Origin of the sequence: Kribbella hippodromi (assembly GCF_039531045.1) — a bacterium.
Lineage (GTDB): Bacteria > Actinomycetota > Actinomycetes > Propionibacteriales > Kribbellaceae > Kribbella > Kribbella hippodromi.
In genome coordinates this window covers 1-17639 of sequence record NZ_BAAAPH010000042.1, presented here as the reverse complement: position 1 = coordinate 17639, position 17639 = coordinate 1, and the positions used below count along the sequence as shown (strand labels likewise).

Sequence of the window (17639 nt, the reverse complement as noted above, 5' to 3'; positions counted from 1 at the left end):
ACTACCGCCGAAAGTGGCGATCCTCACCCCCGGGCCGGCGCGGCCGCGCTCAGGCACGGCCGCGCCGGGAATCAGGACCGAGTGACCGACTCCAGCGGTTTCGGCTCGGAGGCGTCCTCGGGTGACTTCTGCCGGTCCTGGTGACCCGGCCACCAGGCCGCGTGGCCGATCAGGGCCGTCAGGCTCGGGGTAAAGAACATCGCCATCACGAAGGCCGCGACCACGATGCCGAACGAGACGGCGAATCCCATCTCGGTCAGCAACGAGTTGCCGGCCAGCATCAAGGTGGCGAACGTCGCCGCCAGGATGAACCCGGCCGCGGCGACGGTCGGACCGGCGTGCCGGACTGCCATACTCGCAGCCTCGCGCGGATCCCGGCCCTCCCGCGCCTCTTCCCGCAGTCTGGCGATCATCAGGATGTTGTAATCGGTGCCGATGGCAACGACGAACAAGTACATGATCACCGGCAGCATGAACATCAGTCCGGAATGCCCCAGGCTGTTCTGGAAGATCAGTACCGTCGCACCGAGCGTCGCGCCGAAGCCCAGCCCGACCGAGATCATCAGGTACCACGGCGCGACCACACTGCGCAGCAGCAAGGCGAGGATGATCATGATCAACAGCGCGGCCAGCGGGAACACCGTGCGGTAGTCATGGTTGACCGCGGCGTTGATGTCCTTGTAGATCGACGACATTCCACCGACGAGCGCCTTCGTACCCGGCGGGGCGTCGGCGTGCGCGACGTCGCGGACGGCACCCACCGTACGCAACGCCTCATCGGTCGCCGATCCATAGCCGAGCGTGACCGTGATGTTCGCGGTCCGGCCGTCCTTGCTGATCGCCGCCGGCAGTACGTCGGCAACGCCCGCGACCGCGGCAAGCTTCTTCTCGTACGCGGGCAGCGTCGCCGGATCGAGCCGCCCGCCGCCGGTCGTGGTGACCAGAACCGAGGTCGGCTCGGCCGCACCGGCCGAGTACGCGGACTGCATCTCGGTCTGGACGACCATCGACTCCTTGGTCTTCGGCATCGAACCGGCGGCCAGATCGAAGGTCGCCTTGAAGCCGAGCGTGCCGAGCGCGAGCGCGACCATCACGATCCCGGACACCGCGGCGAACAGGGCCGGCCGGCGCTGAACCCCGCGACCGAGCGCCGCGAACCGCGCGTTCGAAGGCTCCTTGCGCCACGCCTTCGACGGCCAGAACAGCACCCGCGGCGGAATCAGCGAGCAGATCGCGGGGAACAGCGTCAGCGCGGCAACGAGCGTCACGGCGACCGTGATCGCCAGCGCCGGCCCCATCTGCTTCAGGAAGCCGAGCGACGACAGAAGCAGCGCGAGGAACGCGATCATGACCGCACCGGCCGCCGACGCGATCGCCTCACCGACCCGCCCGACCGCGTTGATCATCGCCTCCTTGGACTGCTCACCCGCCCGCAGCCGCTCGCGATAACGGAACATCAGGAACAGGTAGTAGTCGGTGCCGACCCCGAGCAGTACCACGATCAGCAACGCCGAGATCGAACTGCTCGCCTCCAGCCCGAACAGCTTGGTGGCGTCGGCGATCAGCCCGTTGGCCGTCGTCGACACCAGCGCGAGCAGGACGATCAACGGCAGCAGCGCGAGGATCGGCGACCGGAAGATGATCAGCAGCGTGATCAGGATGATCGCGAACGTACCCACGAAGGTCAGCATGTCGGCCCGGCTCGACGACTCCTGCTGATCCAGGCCCTGGACCGCCGAACCGCCCAGCTTCGCGTCCAGCTGGGTACCCTTCGTCAGCGCCTTCGCGTCGTCGCGCAGCGTCTTCGCGGCGTCCAGCTGACTCTGCTGGCCGGCGTTGTTGGTGTCCATCGACACCAGCCCGAGCACGTACTTGCCGTCCTTCGACGGCGGCCCCGGCACGACCTGCTCGACCTGATCGATCTTCTTCGCGCCGAGCTCGGTGGTGATCTTCGCGGCGTCCTTCAGATCGGCGGGACTGAGCCGCCCGCCGTCGGACCGCGAGTACAAGACGATGGCCGACGGCGTGAACGCGGTCGGGAACGCGCTCTGCTGGAGCTCCGCGGCCTGGATCGACTCGTAGCTCTTGGGCAGGAAACTGCTCTGGTCACTGCTCGACGGCAGGCTCGGCGCGGTCGCCACCACGGCGACCGCGATCACGAGCCAGGCCACGATCGTCCAGATGGGATGACGGACGGCAACGCGCCCGATGCGATGGAACATTTCGGTCTGCCTCCGGACAGGAAAGAACTGAGGCAACCACCATCACCGAAGCCGCTGACACCGCCCTGACATCAGCCTGACAGCCCCTGGCACGAGCTAGTGGTTCCCGTACGGCGTCCTGGTGAGAACGAAGGTCGCCACGTTCAGGTGCGTGATCGTGGCGCCGTCGCGGATCACCCGGAGGCGTTCGCCGGCGAGGTAGCCGTCGCGCCCCTGGTAGAGGTCGGGACCCAGCGGCGTCAGGCGGGTGGTGAGGCCGCCGGACAGTTGCAGGATGCCGCCGGAGACCGTGATGGTCATCGGCGTGTTGCCCCAGTACCAGTGGCCGAGCAGATCGGTGCCCTGGGCCAGCGTCGGTTCGGGCACCCACTCCTGCGTGATCGGCGGTTCGTAGCTGGTGAGGATGCGGATCAGGTCCGGAGCGAGCGACGCGACCCGGCCGTACGTCGCGTTGCCGAGGGTGACCGCGCCGACACGGCGATCACGATCAACGAACAGGCCGGCCAGGAAGCCGGGCATCGAGCCGGTGTGACCGATCAGCAGGTGCGGATCATCCGCGATCAAGCGCAGGCCCAGCCCGTACGACGCGGTCAGCCCTTCCTGCGGATCGGACGCCACCGGCGCGGCCATTTCTTCGACCGAGTCGCGGCTGAGTACGTCGGTCACCGGGTCGATCCAGAACGCCGCGTACCGCGCCAGGTCCTCGATCGTGCTCCACAGCTGCCCCGCCGGGGCCATCGCGCCCGAGTCGTACGCGGGCTCCGGAACGAGCTGCCCGCTGAACGGATGCACCGAAAATCCATCCGCGGCCGGGGCAGTCGGGAAGTACGTCGTACGCTTCATCCCCAACGGATCAAGGATCCGGGACTGCACCAGGTCCAGCCACGCTTCGCCGCGTACCCGGCTGACGATCTCGCCGAGCAACCCGTACCCGAGGTTCGAGTAGTGATGCCGCCGATCCGCCGGGCCGGCCGCGTGCGCGTCGTCCATCGCCGCGACCAGCTCGTCGTACGAAACCCCCGGATTCCGTTCCCACCAAGGGCCTTCGGGCTCCGCGTTCATCCCGCCACTGTGCGCGAGCAGGTGCCGTACGGTCAGATCCCCGAACGCCACGCCCGGCAGATGCTTGCCCACGGCATCATTCAGCCCGAGCAGCCCTTCGTCCCGGCACTGCATGATCAGGACAGCCGTCAACGTCTTGGTGATCGACCCGATCCGGTACTGCACGTCCACGCCCGGCAGATCCCCACCAGCAGTGGCGAACCGCCCGCGCTCCCCCGCCCAGGCCAGCGCCCCGTCCCGCAACACACCAGCACAAACCGAAGGCACCTTACTCCCACCCTGCCCCGCCGCCACCTCGGCAAACAGCGCAGCAGCAGTATCAGGACGCACACCACTCACCACACAACCTCCACAACTCCAAACCGTCCAGACATCCTAAATGCCGCTCGCCGCCACCACCGCTCGGCGGCTCGACAGTACGTATATCTCCACAGCTTCGTCTCCAGCCGCCGCCCCCGCCTGCGGGCGGGCGCGGTGGCCGTATACGTACTGTCGAGCTGCCGGATTCCTGGGCAGGGCGCGGTTATTGGAAGGCCTCTGGGGAGGGGCAGGAGCAGATGAGGTTGCGGTCGCCGTGGGCGCCGTCGATTCGGCGGACCGGTGGCCAGTACTTGGCGGCGCGGTCCACGGAGCGGGGGAAGGCGGCTTCCTCGCGGGTGTAGTGGTGGTCCCACTTGTCGTTGATGACGGATTCGGCCGTGTGCGGCGCGTTTACCAGCGGGTTGTCGGTGGCTGGCCACTCGCCGGCCGCGACCCGGTCGATCTCGTGCCGGATCGCGATCATCGCGTCGCAGAACCGGTCGAGTTCGCCGAGGTCCTCGGACTCGGTCGGCTCGACCATCAGGGTGCCGGCGACCGGGAACGACATCGTCGGGGCGTGGAAACCGTAGTCGATCAGCCGCTTCGCGACGTCGTCGACGGAGATGCCGGTCTCCTTGGTCATCGGCCGCAGGTCGAGGATGCACTCGTGCGCGACCAGGCCGTTCTCGCCGGTGTACAGCACCGGGAACGCACCCTCGAGCCGCTTCGCCACGTAGTTCGCGGTCAGCACGGCCGCCTTGGTCGCGGCGGTCAGGCCCTCGGCGCCCATCATCCGGATGTACGCCCACGAGATCGCCAGCACGCCCGCGGAACCGAACGGCGCGGCGCTGATCGGACCGACGCCCGACTCCGGACCGGCCTGGTCGAGCAGCGGATGGTTCGGCAGGTACGGGGCCAGATGCGCCGCGACCGCGACCGGACCGACGCCCGGACCGCCGCCACCGTGCGGGATGCAGAACGTCTTGTGCAGGTTCAGATGGCTGACATCGCCACCGAACTCACCCGGCTGCGCGAGACCGAGCAGCGCGTTCAGGTTCGCCCCGTCGACGTACACCTGGCCGCCGTGGTCGTGGACGATCTTGCAGACCTCGCGGACACTCTCCTCGTACACGCCGTGGGTCGACGGGTACGTGATCATGATCGCGGCGAGCTTCGTGCTGTGCTCGTCCGCCTTCGCTCGCAGGTCGTCCAGGTCGATCGTGCCGTCGTCGTTGCCCTTGACAACGACCACCTTCATCCCGGCCATCACCGCGGACGCCGCGTTGGTCCCGTGCGCGCTGGCCGGGATCAGGCAGATGTTCCGCTCGAAGTCGTCGCGGCCGTGGTGGTACCCGCGAATCGCGAGCAGCCCGGCCAGCTCGCCCTGGGATCCGGCGTTCGGCTGGATCGACACCTTCGCGTACCCGGTGACCTCGGCCAGCCAGCGCTCCAGCTGACCGATCAGCTTCACGTACCCGGCCGCGTCCTCCACCGGCGCGAACGGATGCAGATCCGCGAACTCCGGCCAGGTCACCGGCTCCATCTCGGTGGTCGCGTTCAGCTTCATCGTGCAGGACCCGAGCGGGATCATCCCGCGGTCCAGCGCGTAGTCCATGTCGGACAGCTTGCGCAGGTACCGCAGCATCGACGTCTCGGACCGGTGCGTGTTGAAGACCGGGTGCGTCAGGTACTCGGTCGTCCGCGGTACCGCGATCGCGCCGGCGTCGAGCGTGTCGTCGTACTGGACGCCGAACGACTGGCAGACCCGGGTCAGCGTGGCGACATCGGTCTTCTCGTCGCAGGAGATGCCGACGTGATCCGCGTCGACGAGCCGCAGCCAGATGCCGTTCTGCCGGGCGGCGTCCACGACATCGGCGGCACTGCCAGGCACGCGCGCGAGCACCGTGTCGAAGAAGTCGCTGTGTACGACCTCGACCCCGCCCGCGCGCAGCGACGCGGCGAGCTTGCCCGCGTACGAGTGCACCCGCTCCGCGATCGCGCGAAGCCCTTCCGGACCGTGGTACACGGCGTACATCGACGCGACCACGGCGAGCAGGACCTGCGCCGTACAGATGTTGGACGTCGCCTTTTCACGCCGGATGTGCTGCTCACGCGTCTGCAGCGCCAGCCGGTACGCCGGGGCGCCGTCGGCGTCGATCGACACGCCGACCAGGCGACCGGGCAACGACCGCTCGAGACCGGAGCGTACGGACATGAAGCCGGCGTGCGGACCGCCGTAGAAGAGCGGTACGCCGAAGCGCTGCGACGACCCGATGACGATGTCCGCGCCGGCCTCACCCGGTGCCTCGAGCACCGTCAGCGCGAGCAGATCGGAAGCGACGGCAACCAATGCGCCGCCCTCGTGCGCCGCCTCGATCAGCGGCTTCAGGTCACGGACAGCACCGTTCGAACCCGGGTACTGCACCAGGAACCCGAAGAAGTCGCCCGCCGGCAGACCGTCGGTGGTGTCGGCGACGACAACCTCGATGCCAAGGGCCTCGGCGCGCGTACGCACCACCGCGATCGTCTGCGCGAAGCAGTCCGCGTCGACCAGGAACCGGTCGGACTTGCTCTTCTTGTTCGAGCGGTGGGCCAGCGTCATCGCCTCGGCGGCCGCGGTGCCCTCGTCGAGCAGCGACGCGTTCGCGGTCGGCAGGCCGGTCAGGTCGGAGACGACGGTCTGGAAGTTCAGCAGCGCCTCGAGCCGGCCCTGGGAGATCTCCGGCTGGTACGGCGTGTACGCGGTGTACCAGGCCGGGTTCTCGACCAGACGGCGGACGATGACCGACGGGGTGAAGGTGCCGTAGTACCCCTGGCCGATCATCGAGGTGGCGACGTTGTTGCGGGCGGCGAGCTGGCGGAGCTCCGTGAGCGCGTCCACCTCGGAGGCCGGCTCCGGCAGCCGCAGCGGCTCGGCGGAGCGGATCGAAGCCGGGACCGCCGCGTCGACCAGCGCGTCCACGTCGGCGTACCCGAGGAGCTCGACCATCCGGGCGATCTCGTCCGGGCGCGGCCCGATGTGCCGGTCGGCGAAGGTCGCCGAAAGCTGCGGTGAGTTGTTCATCTAGAGGCTCCGTTGCTGGCAAATGCGTCCGGTCGCCTCCCCCTCTGTCACCCGCGCGCGGTCTCGCGCGCAACGCTCCAGAGTCGCCTGTGACACTCGGTCCATGGGCCTGAGAGGTTCCGGGGAGGAATTGCCCCTTCGGCGCCCGATGACACGGGTCTCTCCCGAGTGTTGTGTACGGCTGAACCGAGGCTACCAGGAATCCGGGAACAGTTCGGGCAGCAGCCTGCGGGCGTCCGGCCGCGCCGCCGCGACCTGCTCGGCCGTGGCCGACTGCATCGGCCAGCGCACCCGCGTCCCGGCGTCGTCCCAGTCCCCCACCGCCCAGTCCCCGACCGCGGCCAGGAACTTGTCCAGCGCCGGGTTCGACAGGCCGGCCTTCTGCAGCGGCGCGACATGCGCGGCGAAGAACTCACCGATCCGCCGCTCGACATCCAGATCGGTGGCGTACTTCACCGCACCGTTCGGTGAGAGCGCCGCGACGTTCGAGTAACTGCCGTGCGCGCCGAGTGACGACATGCTCGCCAGGAAATGACCGGGCACGAAGATCGACAATCCTGACTGCAGCGCTTCGTCGAACCACGCCTTGTCACCACCGGCGGTCTTCAAGCCGATCAGACTTGGTACGGCTTCCGCGAGCTCACCCAGTTGCCGCGGACCGATCGTGGTCTTCGCGTGGGGCGGGTTGTACAGCACGAGTGGTACGCCATCGGCCGCATCGGCAGTCCGGCGAAGGAAGTCGAGCACTTCGTACGCGTTCAGCGGAAGCCAGTCCGGGACGATGACCTGGATCGCACCGGGCGACAACCTCGCGGCACGTCGTACGCGTCCGAGCTGCACTTGGGCCGACGGGTGACTCGCGCCGAGCTGGAACGGTTTGTCGGCGCCCGCCAGCAGCTCGTTGATCCGGTCGAACTCGGCTTCGGTGAGCGTTTGAAACTCCCCGGCCGTGCCATGCGCGTAGAGCCCGTCGACTGTCGTCCTGGTCAAAGTCTCAGCTTGAGCTTCGAGCCGGCTGAAGTCGATCGAGTCGTCCGGGTTCAGCGGCAGCAACAACGTCGCCCACACACCGCGGAGCGAGTCGGCAGTGAGTGGGCGCACGGGACGTACGTTACGTCAGCCTGTCATCCGGGCGCGACGGCGCGCGGCGAGTTCGTCGGTGTGCGACTCGGAGTCGCCGTCGTCGTGACCGTCGGCCCGCTCGGTCGGCAGCTCGGACAGTGAACCCTCGACCTCACGCCAGACACCGCCGAGCGCGATCCCGAAGACACCCTGGCCGCCGGCCAGCAGGTCGATCACCTCGTCCGGCGAGCTGCACATGTACACCGACGCGCCGTCGCTCATCAGCGTGATCTGGGTCAGGTCGTCGAAGCCGCGCTTGCTCAGGTGCGCGATCGCGGTCCGGATCTGCTGCAGCGAGATCCCGGCGTCGAGCAGCCGCTTGATCACCTTCAGCAACAGGACGTCGCGGAAGCCGTACAGACGTTGCGTCCCGGAGCCGGTGGCCGGCCGGACCGAAGGCGAGACGAGACCGGTCCGCGCCCAGTAGTCGAGCTGCCGGTAGGTGATCCCGGCCGCGGCGCACGCGGTCGGGCCGCGGAACCCGACGTCCTCCGGCATCGGCCGCAGGTCGTCGTCGAACAACAGACCCTGGACCCCGGCGGAAGCCTCCGCGGCCGCCATGGCCTCGGCGTGCGCGTCGGACGTCGACTGCGCCGTCAGATCCGTGTCGCCGGTGCGTGTCACGCCTGAGCCTCCCTGGATACTGCTTGGATACCGACTGGTACGAGCCATCTGCGTGGAGTGACAGCACCCCACGACTTCTTCACGGTAAGCCGCCGCCCGAACCGGGTCAACGACAACCGCATCGAGCCGAGAGCGTGTCGCGACCGCCGTACGAATCGTTACTTAGCCGATCTTGTACCAATCCCGCACCGATCCTGCCGTGGGCGGCCGGAACCAGCGGCTCAGCTCTTGTCGAAGTCCTCCGGAGTCACCTGGTCGAGGAACTCCCGGAACCGCTCGACCTCCTCTTCCTCCACGACCTCGTCGGCGCCGTCCGTCTCACTCTCCGGGACGGGGATCCCGGCCTCGGCCAGGATCTCCTCGGTGCAGAACACCGGCGTGCCGGTGCGCAGCGCGAGCGCGATCGAGTCCGACGGCCGCGCGGAGATCTCCGTCTTGTCGTCGAACACCAGGATCGCCTCGAACACGCCGTCGGTCAGGTTCACGATCCGGACCTGACTGAGGGTGTGCCCGAGCACCCGGAGCGTCTCGGCGAACAGGTCGTGGGTCAGCGGCCTGGGTGGTTCCATCCCTTGCTGGGCGAAAGCGATCGCACTTGCCTCGGCAGCGCCGATCCAGATCGGCAGATACCGCTCCCCACCGACCTCCCGCAACAGCACGATCGGCTGACTCGAGGGCATCTCAACCCGGACTCCGACCACGTCGACTTCGCGCACACCTTCAGCCTACTCCGCGGTCAACCCAGAGCGGATATCAGCGCGGGTCAGCGTGGGAGGCGGGAGCGGACCAGAGCGGTGTGCAGGCGGACGGTGAGGGCGGCCAGCTCCGCGGTCTGGTCGGTCCGGCGCGGGCCGGTGACCTGCTCGATCAGGCCGACTTCGCGATCGGCGGCAGTACGGAACGCGCGCAGGTGCCGCGGCTCGAGGCCGTAGCCGGCCAGCTCGGCGGCGACCTGGGCGATCACGATCGCGTCGCCGGAGTAATGGTTGCCGCTGGCCACCACCAGGCCGTGGCTCTCCAGCTCACCGAGCAACTCGGCGGAGACGCCCGCGGCGGTCCGGAGCTCCTCGCGGGTCAGCCGCAACTCGGTGCTCGCGGCACCGAAATCGTCCGCGACCGGCTGACCGGGTGTCTGCGGCAACGAAGCCGGCGCCACCGGCGGACCGGCGGCGGCCGGACGCAAGCCGCGGTCGATCGCGCCGAGGTGTTCCTTGATCACCTTGAGCGGCAGGTACTGGTCGCGTTGCGCGGTCAGTACGTACCGCAACCGCTCCACGTCGGCAGCACTGAACTTCCGGTACCCGGAAGCGGTCCGGGCCGGTGTGACCAGCCCTTCCGCCTCCAGGAACCGGATCTTCGAGATCGTGACGTCAGCGAACTCGGCCTGGAGCAGCTGCAGCACCTCGCCGATGCCGCGGCCGTCGGCGGGCCCTTCGGTGCCGGCCTCAGGCCTGGCCACTGGCGTAGTAGACCAGCCGGTACTTGCCGATCTGGACCTCGTCGCCGTTGTTCAGCAGCACCTCGTCGATCCGGTCCCGGTTCACGTACGTGCCGTTCAGGCTGCCGACGTCGCGGACCTTTACGCCGTACGCGTCCCGGCGGAACTCGGCGTGCCGGCGGGACACCGTCACGTCGTCGAGGAAGATGTCGCTGTCCGGGTGCCGGCCGGCGGTGACCACGTCGACGTCGAGCAGGAACCGGCTGCCCGCGTTCGGGCCGCGCTGGACGATGAGCAGGGCGGACCCGGCCGGCAGCGCGCCGACGGCGGCCTCGTCGTCGGCGGTCAGCGGCTCACCGGTCTGCTCCGGCTCCGGCTCGGCCCCGATCGGGGTCAGCATCGCGGTGTCGGTCACCCCGGGCACCGGCTGGGGAGTCGCCGGGGCTGCCGCCGGGCGGTCCGCGCCAGGCAGCATCGCTCCGCACTGCGAGCAGAACCGGCTGCCCTCGGAGTTCTCGTGCCCGCACTGGTTGCAGAACGGCATGCTGTGATCCTCCCGATCGCCGGTGGTCCGGCGACGTTTTCGATAGACCCCGTATTGACAGTGTGGACATAGGCCTCAACCCTCGACCAGCGGTTGAGGCCCGGTAACGCTATCAGTTGGCTGTCAGCTCTGGTCGAGCTGTCCCTGATAGGTGTCGGCATCCATCAGCGCCGCCACCTCGGCGGCGTCCTCGACCTCGATGTCGAGCAGCCAGCCCTCGCCGTACGGGTCGGTGTTGACCAGGTCCGGCTGGTCGCCGAGCGCCTCGTTCACCGCGGTCACGGTGCCGTTCACCGGAGCGAACAGATCGTTCACGCTCTTGGTCGACTCGAGCTCGCCGCAGGAGTCACCGGCCCGCACCACGGTGCCGACGTCGGGCAGCTGCACGTACACGATGTCGCCGAGCTGATCCTGGGCGAAGTCGGTGATACCGACCCGCACCGGTCCCTCCTCGGCAGCCTTCACCCACTCGTGCTCGGCCGTGTACTTCAGGTCTTCGGGGTACACCGTCGTTCCCTTTCGTTAAACTGCAGAGCCGTTGCGGACTGCAGGGGGCAGCTACTTGGTCGGGCTGGCCGCCGGGCGAGCGTAACGATGCTCCTCCGGCGCGTGCAAGGCAGTGATCTGGAGGTTCGTCAGCTCGGTCACCTCGGCCGTTCCGCCGACCTGCGGGCCGGTCACCTCGCTGACCAGACCGCCCGGGAAGTTCGCCGCCCCGGACAGGTTGTGCGACTCACCGATCGCCTCCACCACGTACGGAGAAGTCACCTTCTTGCCGTCGATCGCGATTCCCGGCGCATCGTCCACGAAGTCGGTACTCGCCACCACCCGGACCGCTCCGTTGATCTGGATCGCCTCGGCGCCCGCGTCGCGGAGCTCCTCGATCGCGTCCAGCAGGTTGCTGGAGGTCATCTTGCCCTGTGGGTCGTTCAGCGTGATTCGTACCCCCGGGCCTTGCGCCGGCAGCGTACCGGCCAGGATGCCGAGCGTCCGGACCTGGGCCTCGGCCTGTTCGCGGGCGGTCTGGGCCTTGTCCGCGCTGGAGGACAGCGAGTTCTTCCGCTCCTCCAGATCGGTGATCTCGCTCTCCAGCCGGCGGGTGTTCTGGCCGAGGCCGTCCAGGATCGCGATCAGGTCCTCGCGGCGGGCGTTCTGGTAGCCGTCGTCGGCCCGGTTCACCCGGACCTGGACGACCGCCATGCACGCCACCAGCGCGAGCACCAGGGCGACGATCGCCTGGCCGCGGGACGGCTTGAACCCGGTCCGGAGCCGGCGCAGCGCCAGGTTCGGCGTCTTCGGCTTGGGCATCGGCGTCGGCACGGGCTTGCTGCCGGGCTCCGGCTGGGCAGCCGGCTCGGGCTGGGCGGCCGGCTTGGGTTCGGGCTGGGCGGACGCGGTCGGCTCCGGCTTGTTGCCCGGCCGCGGGTCGGGGGTCTGGCCCGGGGTCTGGCCCGGGGTCTGGTCCGGTTTGTCGTCGGTCATGTCAGGCCCGGAAGATGTGCCGGCGGATCGCGGCCATGTTGGTGAAGATCCGGATGCCGAGCACCACGACCACGCCGGTGGACAGCTGCGAGCCGACCCCGAGCTGGTCACCCAGGTACACGATCAGGGCCGCGATCAGCACGTTGGACACGAACGACACCACGAACACCTTGTCGTCGAAGATCCCGTCCAGGAAAGCGCGCAGCGCACCGAACACCGCGTCCAGCGCCGCCACCACCGCGATCGGCAAGTACGGCTGCGCCCACTCCGGTACGTCGGGCGCGACCAGCAGGCCGATCACGACACCGGCAACGAGTCCGAGTACGGCGATCATTTCGGACCCACCTTCGCGTAACGCAACGCGATCGTCGCATCGGCCGGCACCAGCAAGGAGTCCTCCGTCGTGATGGTGGATCTAACATCGAAGTTGCTGACCAGGTACTGCACCCACTGCCCGCCCGAGCTCTGCGCGAACCGGGCCGGCATGGTCGCGGTGTCACCGATCGCGAGCACCGTGTACGGCGGGGTGAGCGAGCTGTAGTCGACCGTGATCGCGCTGCCCGCGCCGCGAATCGCGGTCAGCGAGGTGATCCGGTGACCGTTCACCGAGATCGCCTCCGCGCCGGCTGTCCACAGGCCGTTGACCAGCTGCTGCAGGTCGACGTCGAGGATGCGGCCCTCTTTGGCGTCGGCGTTCTTCGCGTCGTCGATGACCGCCTTGATCCCGGGCCCGGTGGCCGCGATCGCCCCGGTCTGCAGCTCCAGGTCGTCGAGCTTCTGCTGCAAGGCCGCACCGCTGCTGTCGTTGCTCAGTCCGCTCGCCTGCAGGCCGCGTACCTCATCCGCCAGCCCGGACTGCCGGCTGCGCAGGTCGGACAACCGGGTGTCGGCCTGGTTGATCCGGGCGATCAGCTCCTTGCGCTGTTTCTCCGCTTCCGGCGCGGCGCGGTAGTTCTGCGCGGCGGCGACGGCCAGCAAGAAGCCGAGTACGACGGTGGCCGCGACCAGCATCACCTTGTGCCGGGACCGGGCGGACTTTCCGTCCTGACTCGGCCGGGTCCTGGCGGCAGCGGCGTACCCCTCGTCGATCGGGTGCGCCATCAGGTTGTTCAGCAGCGACATCGACGCGTCGACGCGCCGTGGCTTGGACGGGGCTTGCTGGGTCACCTGTCTACCCGGCCGTGTCCTTGATCGGTTTCACCGTCTGGATCAGGTGCCGGAGCTGGGCGAAGTACAGCGCGCCGGCCCAGTAGTACAGCCCCGTACCCCAGATCGCGAACGCCCAGCCGAACACGCGGGCCAGCATGTTCAGTGTGCTGTCGCCGTCACCGAGCAGGAGCAGCGGGAACGCGTAGAGCAGGCAGAAGGTCGCGGACTTGCCGAGGAAGTGCACCGGCAGCGCATTGAAACCGCGGCGGTGCAGCGCCGGCAAGGTGAGTGTGAGCAGTACGTCCCGGAGCGGCAGCGCGATCGCCAGCCACCACGGGATGATGTCGCGCAGCGCCAGGCCGATCACGGTGGCGAAGATGTACAGCCGGTCCGCGACCGGGTCGAGCATCTGGCCGAGGCGGGTGGTCTGGTTCATCCGGCGGGCGATCTGGCCGTCGGCCCAGTCGGTGAAGCCGGAGATCGCCAGCACCAGCAGCGCCCAGCCGTCCGCCTTCGGGCCGAGAATCAGCCACAGGAACAGCGGCACGCCCAGCAACCGGAGGAAACTGAGCGCGTTCGGGATCGTCCACACCCGGTCGGACACTTCCAAGTCCGGCACGCGACCCCTCCCTCTCTCACCCTGAGTACCCGTCGTAACTGTACTGGGGCACGCCGACAGGTTTGCCCCCGGCCATGCCGGGGCATGCCCTCCGTTTCCCCTGATACCTGAACGCTTGGGTCGCTGCGCCGCTATGGGTGGTATGAAGCGGTGACCCGATCGATACCCCTTGGTGATGCTTACGCTGAGCAGATGAAGTTCCTGGTACTGATCTACGGCAACCCGGAATCGCGTGCGGTCTGGGACGCGCTGACCGACGAGCAGAAGCGGGAAGGGATGGCCGGGTACGCCGCTCTGCACGAGGCACTTGCCGCTCGCGGGGAGCTGGTGGCATCGGAATCACTCGACGATCCGGGGCTGACCAAGCAGGTGCTGGTACGGGACGGGAAGGCGCTGACCACGGACGGACCGTTCGCGGAGGTGAAGGAGCAACTGGCCGGCTTCTACCTGCTCGACTGCGACACGCTGGAACGTGCTGTGGAGATTGTCACGCAGATCCCGGAAGCACCGTTCAGCGTGGTGGAGGTACGCCCGGTCCGCGATCTCGGTGCGTTCGCTTGATCGAGGACCTGCTCCGGGAGCTGACTCCCCAGGTACTGGCCGCGCTGGTACGACGGTACGGCGACTTCGACGCGTGCGAGGACGCCGTACAGGAAGCTCTGTTGGCGGCGGCGCAGCAGTGGCCGGGAGAAGGTGTTCCGGACAACCCGCGTGGCTGGCTGGTCACGGTCGCTTCGCGGCGGCGGATCGAGATGCTGCGGAGCGAGACCGCCCGCGTACGCCGCGAGGAGACCGTCGCGTCGTGGACCGCACCAGAACCGGCCTCGTCCGCCGACGACTCGCTCACGTTGCTGATGCTCTGCTGCCACCCGACGTTGACCGCACAGTCGCAGGTCGCGCTGACGCTGCGCGCGGTCGGCGGGCTGACCACCGGTGAGATCGCGCGCGCGTTCCTGGTGCCGGAGGCAACCATCGGGCAGCGGATCAGCCGCGCGAAGGCGAAGTTGCAGGGAGCACGGTTCGCGATGCCGCCGGTGGCTGAGCAGGCGGAGCGGTTGGCGGCCGTACTGCACGTGCTCTATCTGATTTTCAACGAGGGGTACACGGCGTCGTCCGGCGCGTCGCTGCACCGGGTCGAGCTGAGCACGGAGGCGATCCGGCTGACCCGTCAGCTGCGGACGCTGCTGCCGGCGGAGGGCGAGGTGGCGGGGCTGCTCGCGCTGATGCTGCTGACGGATGCGCGGCGACCAGCACGAACCACTGCGGACGGTGCGCTGGTGCCGTTGCCTGAGCAGGACCGTACGTTGTGGGACACCGCTGCGATTGCCGAGGGCACCGAGCTGATCACGTCGACGCTGCGTACGGCGCCGGTGGGGTCGTACCAGTTGCAGGCCGCTATCGCTGCAGTACATGACGAGGCTCGGCGGGCCGAGGACACGGACTGGCGCGAGATCCTGATGCTGTACGAGCTGCTTGAGGCGACTGCGCCGGGGCCGATGGTGACGCTCAATCGGATCGTGGCGGTTGCGATGGTGCATGGGGCGGCTGATGGACTGGCGTTGCTTGATGCTGCTGATCCGGCGTTTGATCCGGCGTTGAAGGGCCATCACCGGTTGGCCGCCGTACGTGCGCATCTGCTTGAGCTGGCTGGGGATCGTGCGGGGGCGCTGGCCGCGTACGAGCTGGCCGCGCGGCTTACGCAGAGTGTTCCGGAGCAGCGGTACCTGCAGGCCCGGGCGGCTGAGTTGGGCGGCCCCAGCTGAGTTGGGCTTCGATGGACAGGTCGAGCACGCCGTCCTGCGCGTACGGGCTAAGGGTTTGTTCGACGCTCCGATCGAAGCTCGTCGCTTCGTCGGCTGTCATCAGCTCGCGAGCCAGGCTCGACGTCGAGTGCAGCTTCTCGATGTAGTCGGCGACCGATTGCCGGTACGCGACCCGCGCGGTGCGTGTCGTACCGGTCAGCTCGAGCAGACCGCGCTCCCGGATCGCGTCGGCCACGTTGAACGACGGGTCATGGGTCTTCTTCCGCGAATGCCGCTCGAGGATCGGCAGCAGTTCGTCCAGCCACGGTTCGTCGACCGCGCCGTGCTCGATGACCACCAGCTGGGCATTCGGGGTCAGGTGCGGGACGATCCGGGCGAACGTCTCCTCCCAGGGCATCCAGTGGATACTCGCACCGGCGGTCACCAGGGCGTACGGGCCGTCGAGATCAGCCTTCTCGATCGGGCTGACCTGCCAGCGGAGGTTCGGCTGATCACCACCGGTCCGCCGCCGCCCCGCGTCGACCATGTGCTGCGAGAAGTCGATCGCGTCAACCCACTCGACCCGCGGCGCCAGCGGACGTGCGATCGCGCCTTCCCCAGCGCCGATATCCAGCACCCGGCGAGGCTCGTCGGTGATCAGCCCTACAAGCCGGTCGAACACCTCATCCGGATACGGCGGGCGAAAACGGTACGCCTCAGCCACCGCCTCGTACTGGAAGGTCGCCGCCAGCTCAGTCATACCCCAGACCCTAGCCCGCTCCGCTCCCACCCGGCGTTTCTGCTCCCGCCCCACCAAGCGGGTCTCGCGCTTGCGGGCTTTCCGCTGCCGTCATGTCCCACACCGTCGCGTGCTGCTGGAAGTAGGCGGGCTCGCTGTGCACCGGGATCACGCACAGGAGATGTCCACCGGGCGCCCGCAGCGTATGACACCCTTGCCAACTACTGACCTCCCGCGCGCCCAGTGCGATCAGCCGCGCGACCTCCGCCCGTACATCATCCGTCTCGATGTCCAGGTGATACCGCGGCTCGTCGTCAACGGACTGAATCGCGGCGACATACCCCGGCATGGCGTCATGCAAGCTGATGAACTGCGGCTCCCCCGCAGGCGACGACGTACGCACCCCAAGCGCCGCACCCCAAAACGCAGCCGCCTCCCCCACCTGATCTTCCCGAACATCAATCAAAACCGTAGACACCCGACTCCGATGCATACCCCAACCTAACCACCACCCACCGCCGCGTACAGCCGCACCGTCGCGTGTACAGCCGCGCACAGCCGCACCGGCCGCACCGCCGCACACAGCCGCGTACAGCCGCGTACAGCCGCACCGTCGCACCCGGCCGCACCGCCGCACACCGCCACACCCGGCCGCGCCGAGTCCGGCGTTCCGGGCGCGTGCGCTGATCACGCGCCAGCCGACCACCTGCACAACCCGCTCCCCCGCAATGCCCCAACAGCTTGACCCCTGAGTAGCAGGGTTGCCCCCTCAAATTCTCAGGGGGCAACCCTCCATCGCACGGGTCAACCCCCGCCACGAATCAACATCACGCTTCCTCAGCGTTCGGGGTACTCGGCGGCGGCCGGCAGGCGGGTATGTGCTCGCTGGCGGGCTATGTCATCGCTGGCGGGTTATGTGATCGCTGGCGGGTTGCAACCTGCCAGCGGTGAAACAACCTGCCAGTCACCGCCGGGGTCAGTCGTAGGTCGCCTCGGCCAGCCAGGTGTTTTCGCGGAGGATGAAGAGCCAGGCGTGGGTGTCGTCCGTCTGGAACTGGAACCGCGCCTCCCGCGACCCGCCAGCCTCGTCCCACCACCGCTCATCACTGATCCAAGGCCCGGCCCAGCCGGCTATCACATACACCTCGTTGCCCTCAGCAACTTCCCCTCCCCTTCCAGAACCTCCCACCAAGCGGATATGAGAAGCAGGCCCGCTCTTACGAGCACGAGCACGAGGACCAACAGCCGAGACTCCGGAGACAGCACGCTGGGTACCCGCGGCGCCGGCGGCGGTACGCGCTCTACCGGAGGCGGCGCGCGAGGGGCTCGAGTCAGTGGGCGAAACGCCGGAGTCGACGCGCGGGATGCCCGCGGTGCTGGAAGCAGTTGGCGCGGTGCCGGACGTGGCACGCGGGGTGCTGGAAGCGGTAGGCGGAGCGCCGGAGGTGATGCGCGGGGTGCTGGAGGCGAGTGGGGCGCTGGAAGCAGTTGGCGCGGTGCCGGACGTGGCACGCGGGGTGCTGGAAGCGGTA

The 17639-nt window shown here is 68.5% G+C and carries 18 protein-coding genes and 1 riboswitch; of the genes, 2 read left to right on the top strand and 16 right to left on the bottom strand.

What is annotated here, in order from left to right; translation table 11 throughout:
- Positions 1-71 precede the first annotated feature (71 nt).
- From ABD260_RS36895 to clsA, 13 genes are all read right to left on the bottom strand, one after another.
- Positions 72-2222, bottom strand: coding sequence for an MMPL family transporter (locus ABD260_RS36895; protein ID WP_344241532.1), 2151 nt, complete (start codon positions 2220-2222; stop codon positions 72-74).
- Between the two features lie 96 nt (positions 2223-2318).
- A complete protein-coding gene (locus tag ABD260_RS36890; protein ID WP_344241556.1) occupies positions 2319-3578 on the bottom strand; it encodes a serine hydrolase domain-containing protein in 1260 nt (419 codons plus the stop codon).
- A gap of 229 nt (positions 3579-3807) precedes the next feature.
- The gene (gene gcvP, locus ABD260_RS36885) at positions 3808-6648 is read right to left on the bottom strand and encodes an aminomethyl-transferring glycine dehydrogenase (RefSeq protein ID WP_344241530.1); all 2841 of its coding nucleotides are present in this window, start codon (positions 6646-6648) and stop codon (positions 3808-3810) included.
- An 87-nt stretch (positions 6649-6735) separates the two neighbouring features.
- Positions 6736-6825: riboswitch (glycine riboswitch) on the bottom strand.
- Between the two features lie 15 nt (positions 6826-6840).
- Complete coding sequence (locus ABD260_RS36880) at positions 6841-7749, bottom strand: dihydrodipicolinate synthase family protein (protein WP_344241528.1); 909 nt, start codon at positions 7747-7749, stop codon at positions 6841-6843.
- A gap of 15 nt (positions 7750-7764) precedes the next feature.
- Entirely contained in the window at positions 7765-8331 is a 567-nt protein-coding gene (locus tag ABD260_RS36875; RefSeq protein WP_202888070.1) for a MerR family transcriptional regulator, read from the bottom strand.
- A 284-nt stretch (positions 8332-8615) separates the two neighbouring features.
- Entirely contained in the window at positions 8616-9110 is a 495-nt protein-coding gene (locus ABD260_RS36870) for a bifunctional nuclease family protein (RefSeq protein ID WP_344241526.1), read from the bottom strand.
- A 47-nt stretch (positions 9111-9157) separates the two neighbouring features.
- A complete protein-coding gene (gene ftsR, locus ABD260_RS36865; protein WP_344241524.1) occupies positions 9158-9853 on the bottom strand; it encodes a transcriptional regulator FtsR in 696 nt (231 codons plus the stop codon).
- Entirely contained in the window at positions 9840-10376 is a 537-nt protein-coding gene (locus ABD260_RS36860) for a zinc-ribbon and FHA domain-containing protein (protein ID WP_344241522.1), read from the bottom strand. The genes ftsR and ABD260_RS36860 overlap by 14 nt, the downstream gene beginning before the upstream one ends.
- A gap of 123 nt (positions 10377-10499) precedes the next feature.
- Positions 10500-10883 carry a glycine cleavage system protein GcvH gene (gcvH, locus tag ABD260_RS36855; protein WP_344241520.1) on the bottom strand — a complete coding sequence of 128 codons (384 nt, stop codon included), beginning with the start codon at positions 10881-10883 and terminating at the stop codon, positions 10500-10502.
- Between the two features lie 51 nt (positions 10884-10934).
- Entirely contained in the window at positions 10935-11858 is a 924-nt protein-coding gene (locus tag ABD260_RS36850) for a DUF881 domain-containing protein (protein WP_344241518.1), read from the bottom strand.
- A gap of 1 nt (position 11859) precedes the next feature.
- Entirely contained in the window at positions 11860-12192 is a 333-nt protein-coding gene (locus ABD260_RS36845; protein WP_184833360.1) for a small basic family protein, read from the bottom strand.
- On the bottom strand, positions 12189-13025 hold the full coding sequence (locus ABD260_RS36840) for a DUF881 domain-containing protein (protein WP_344241515.1): 837 nt from the start codon (positions 13023-13025) through the stop codon (positions 12189-12191). Before ABD260_RS36840 ends, ABD260_RS36845 begins: the two co-directional genes overlap by 4 nt.
- Before the next feature lie 4 nt (positions 13026-13029).
- Positions 13030-13626: a cardiolipin synthase ClsA gene (clsA, locus tag ABD260_RS36835; RefSeq protein WP_319035935.1), complete on the bottom strand. Its 597-nt coding sequence runs from the start codon at positions 13624-13626 to the stop codon at positions 13030-13032.
- 192 nt (positions 13627-13818) lie between these two features.
- Here clsA and ABD260_RS36830 point away from each other — a divergent pair, with 192 nt between their 5' ends.
- The gene (locus ABD260_RS36830) at positions 13819-14187 is read left to right on the top strand and encodes a YciI family protein (protein WP_344241511.1); all 369 of its coding nucleotides are present in this window, start codon (positions 13819-13821) and stop codon (positions 14185-14187) included.
- The gene (locus ABD260_RS36825; RefSeq protein WP_344241509.1) at positions 14184-15389 is read left to right on the top strand and encodes an RNA polymerase sigma factor; all 1206 of its coding nucleotides are present in this window, start codon (positions 14184-14186) and stop codon (positions 15387-15389) included. The genes ABD260_RS36830 and ABD260_RS36825 overlap by 4 nt, the downstream gene beginning before the upstream one ends.
- Here the strand turns inward: ABD260_RS36825 and ABD260_RS36820 are convergent.
- The 3 genes from ABD260_RS36820 to ABD260_RS36810 all read right to left on the bottom strand — a co-directional run bounded on the left by ABD260_RS36820 (position 15322) and on the right by ABD260_RS36810 (position 17245).
- Positions 15322-16128: a class I SAM-dependent methyltransferase gene (locus ABD260_RS36820; protein WP_344241507.1), complete on the bottom strand. Its 807-nt coding sequence runs from the start codon at positions 16126-16128 to the stop codon at positions 15322-15324. The genes ABD260_RS36825 and ABD260_RS36820 overlap by 68 nt on opposite strands.
- A gap of 10 nt (positions 16129-16138) precedes the next feature.
- Positions 16139-16600 (bottom strand): VOC family protein, encoded by a 462-nt coding sequence (locus tag ABD260_RS36815; RefSeq protein ID WP_344241505.1) that lies wholly within the window; start codon positions 16598-16600, stop codon positions 16139-16141.
- A gap of 483 nt (positions 16601-17083) precedes the next feature.
- The gene (locus ABD260_RS36810) at positions 17084-17245 is read right to left on the bottom strand and encodes a hypothetical protein (RefSeq protein ID WP_344241503.1); all 162 of its coding nucleotides are present in this window, start codon (positions 17243-17245) and stop codon (positions 17084-17086) included.
- Between the last annotated feature and the right edge of the window lie 394 nt (positions 17246-17639).

What these genes read in the sequence shown, in the direction of transcription:
- ABD260_RS36895 (WP_344241532.1), bottom strand. Translation starts at nt 2,222, where the DNA reads ATGTTCCATCGCATCGGGCGCGTTGCCGTCCGTCATCCCATCTGGACG.
- gcvP (WP_344241530.1), bottom strand. Translation starts at nt 6,648, where the DNA reads ATGAACAACTCACCGCAGCTTTCGGCGACCTTCGCCGACCGGCACATC.
- ABD260_RS36875 (WP_202888070.1), bottom strand. Translation starts at nt 8,331, where the DNA reads ATGGCGGCCGCGGAGGCTTCCGCCGGGGTCCAGGGTCTGTTGTTCGAC.
- ABD260_RS36860 (WP_344241522.1), bottom strand. Translation starts at nt 10,376, where the DNA reads ATGCCGTTCTGCAACCAGTGCGGGCACGAGAACTCCGAGGGCAGCCGG.
- ABD260_RS36850 (WP_344241518.1), bottom strand. Translation starts at nt 11,858, where the DNA reads ATGACCGACGACAAACCGGACCAGACCCCGGGCCAGACCCCGGGCCAG.
- ABD260_RS36845 (WP_184833360.1), bottom strand. Translation starts at nt 12,192, where the DNA reads ATGATCGCCGTACTCGGACTCGTTGCCGGTGTCGTGATCGGCCTGCTG.
- ABD260_RS36830 (WP_344241511.1), top strand. Translation starts at nt 13,819, where the DNA reads ATGAAGTTCCTGGTACTGATCTACGGCAACCCGGAATCGCGTGCGGTC.
- ABD260_RS36820 (WP_344241507.1), bottom strand. Translation starts at nt 16,128, where the DNA reads ATGACTGAGCTGGCGGCGACCTTCCAGTACGAGGCGGTGGCTGAGGCG.
- ABD260_RS36815 (WP_344241505.1), bottom strand. Translation starts at nt 16,600, where the DNA reads ATGCATCGGAGTCGGGTGTCTACGGTTTTGATTGATGTTCGGGAAGAT.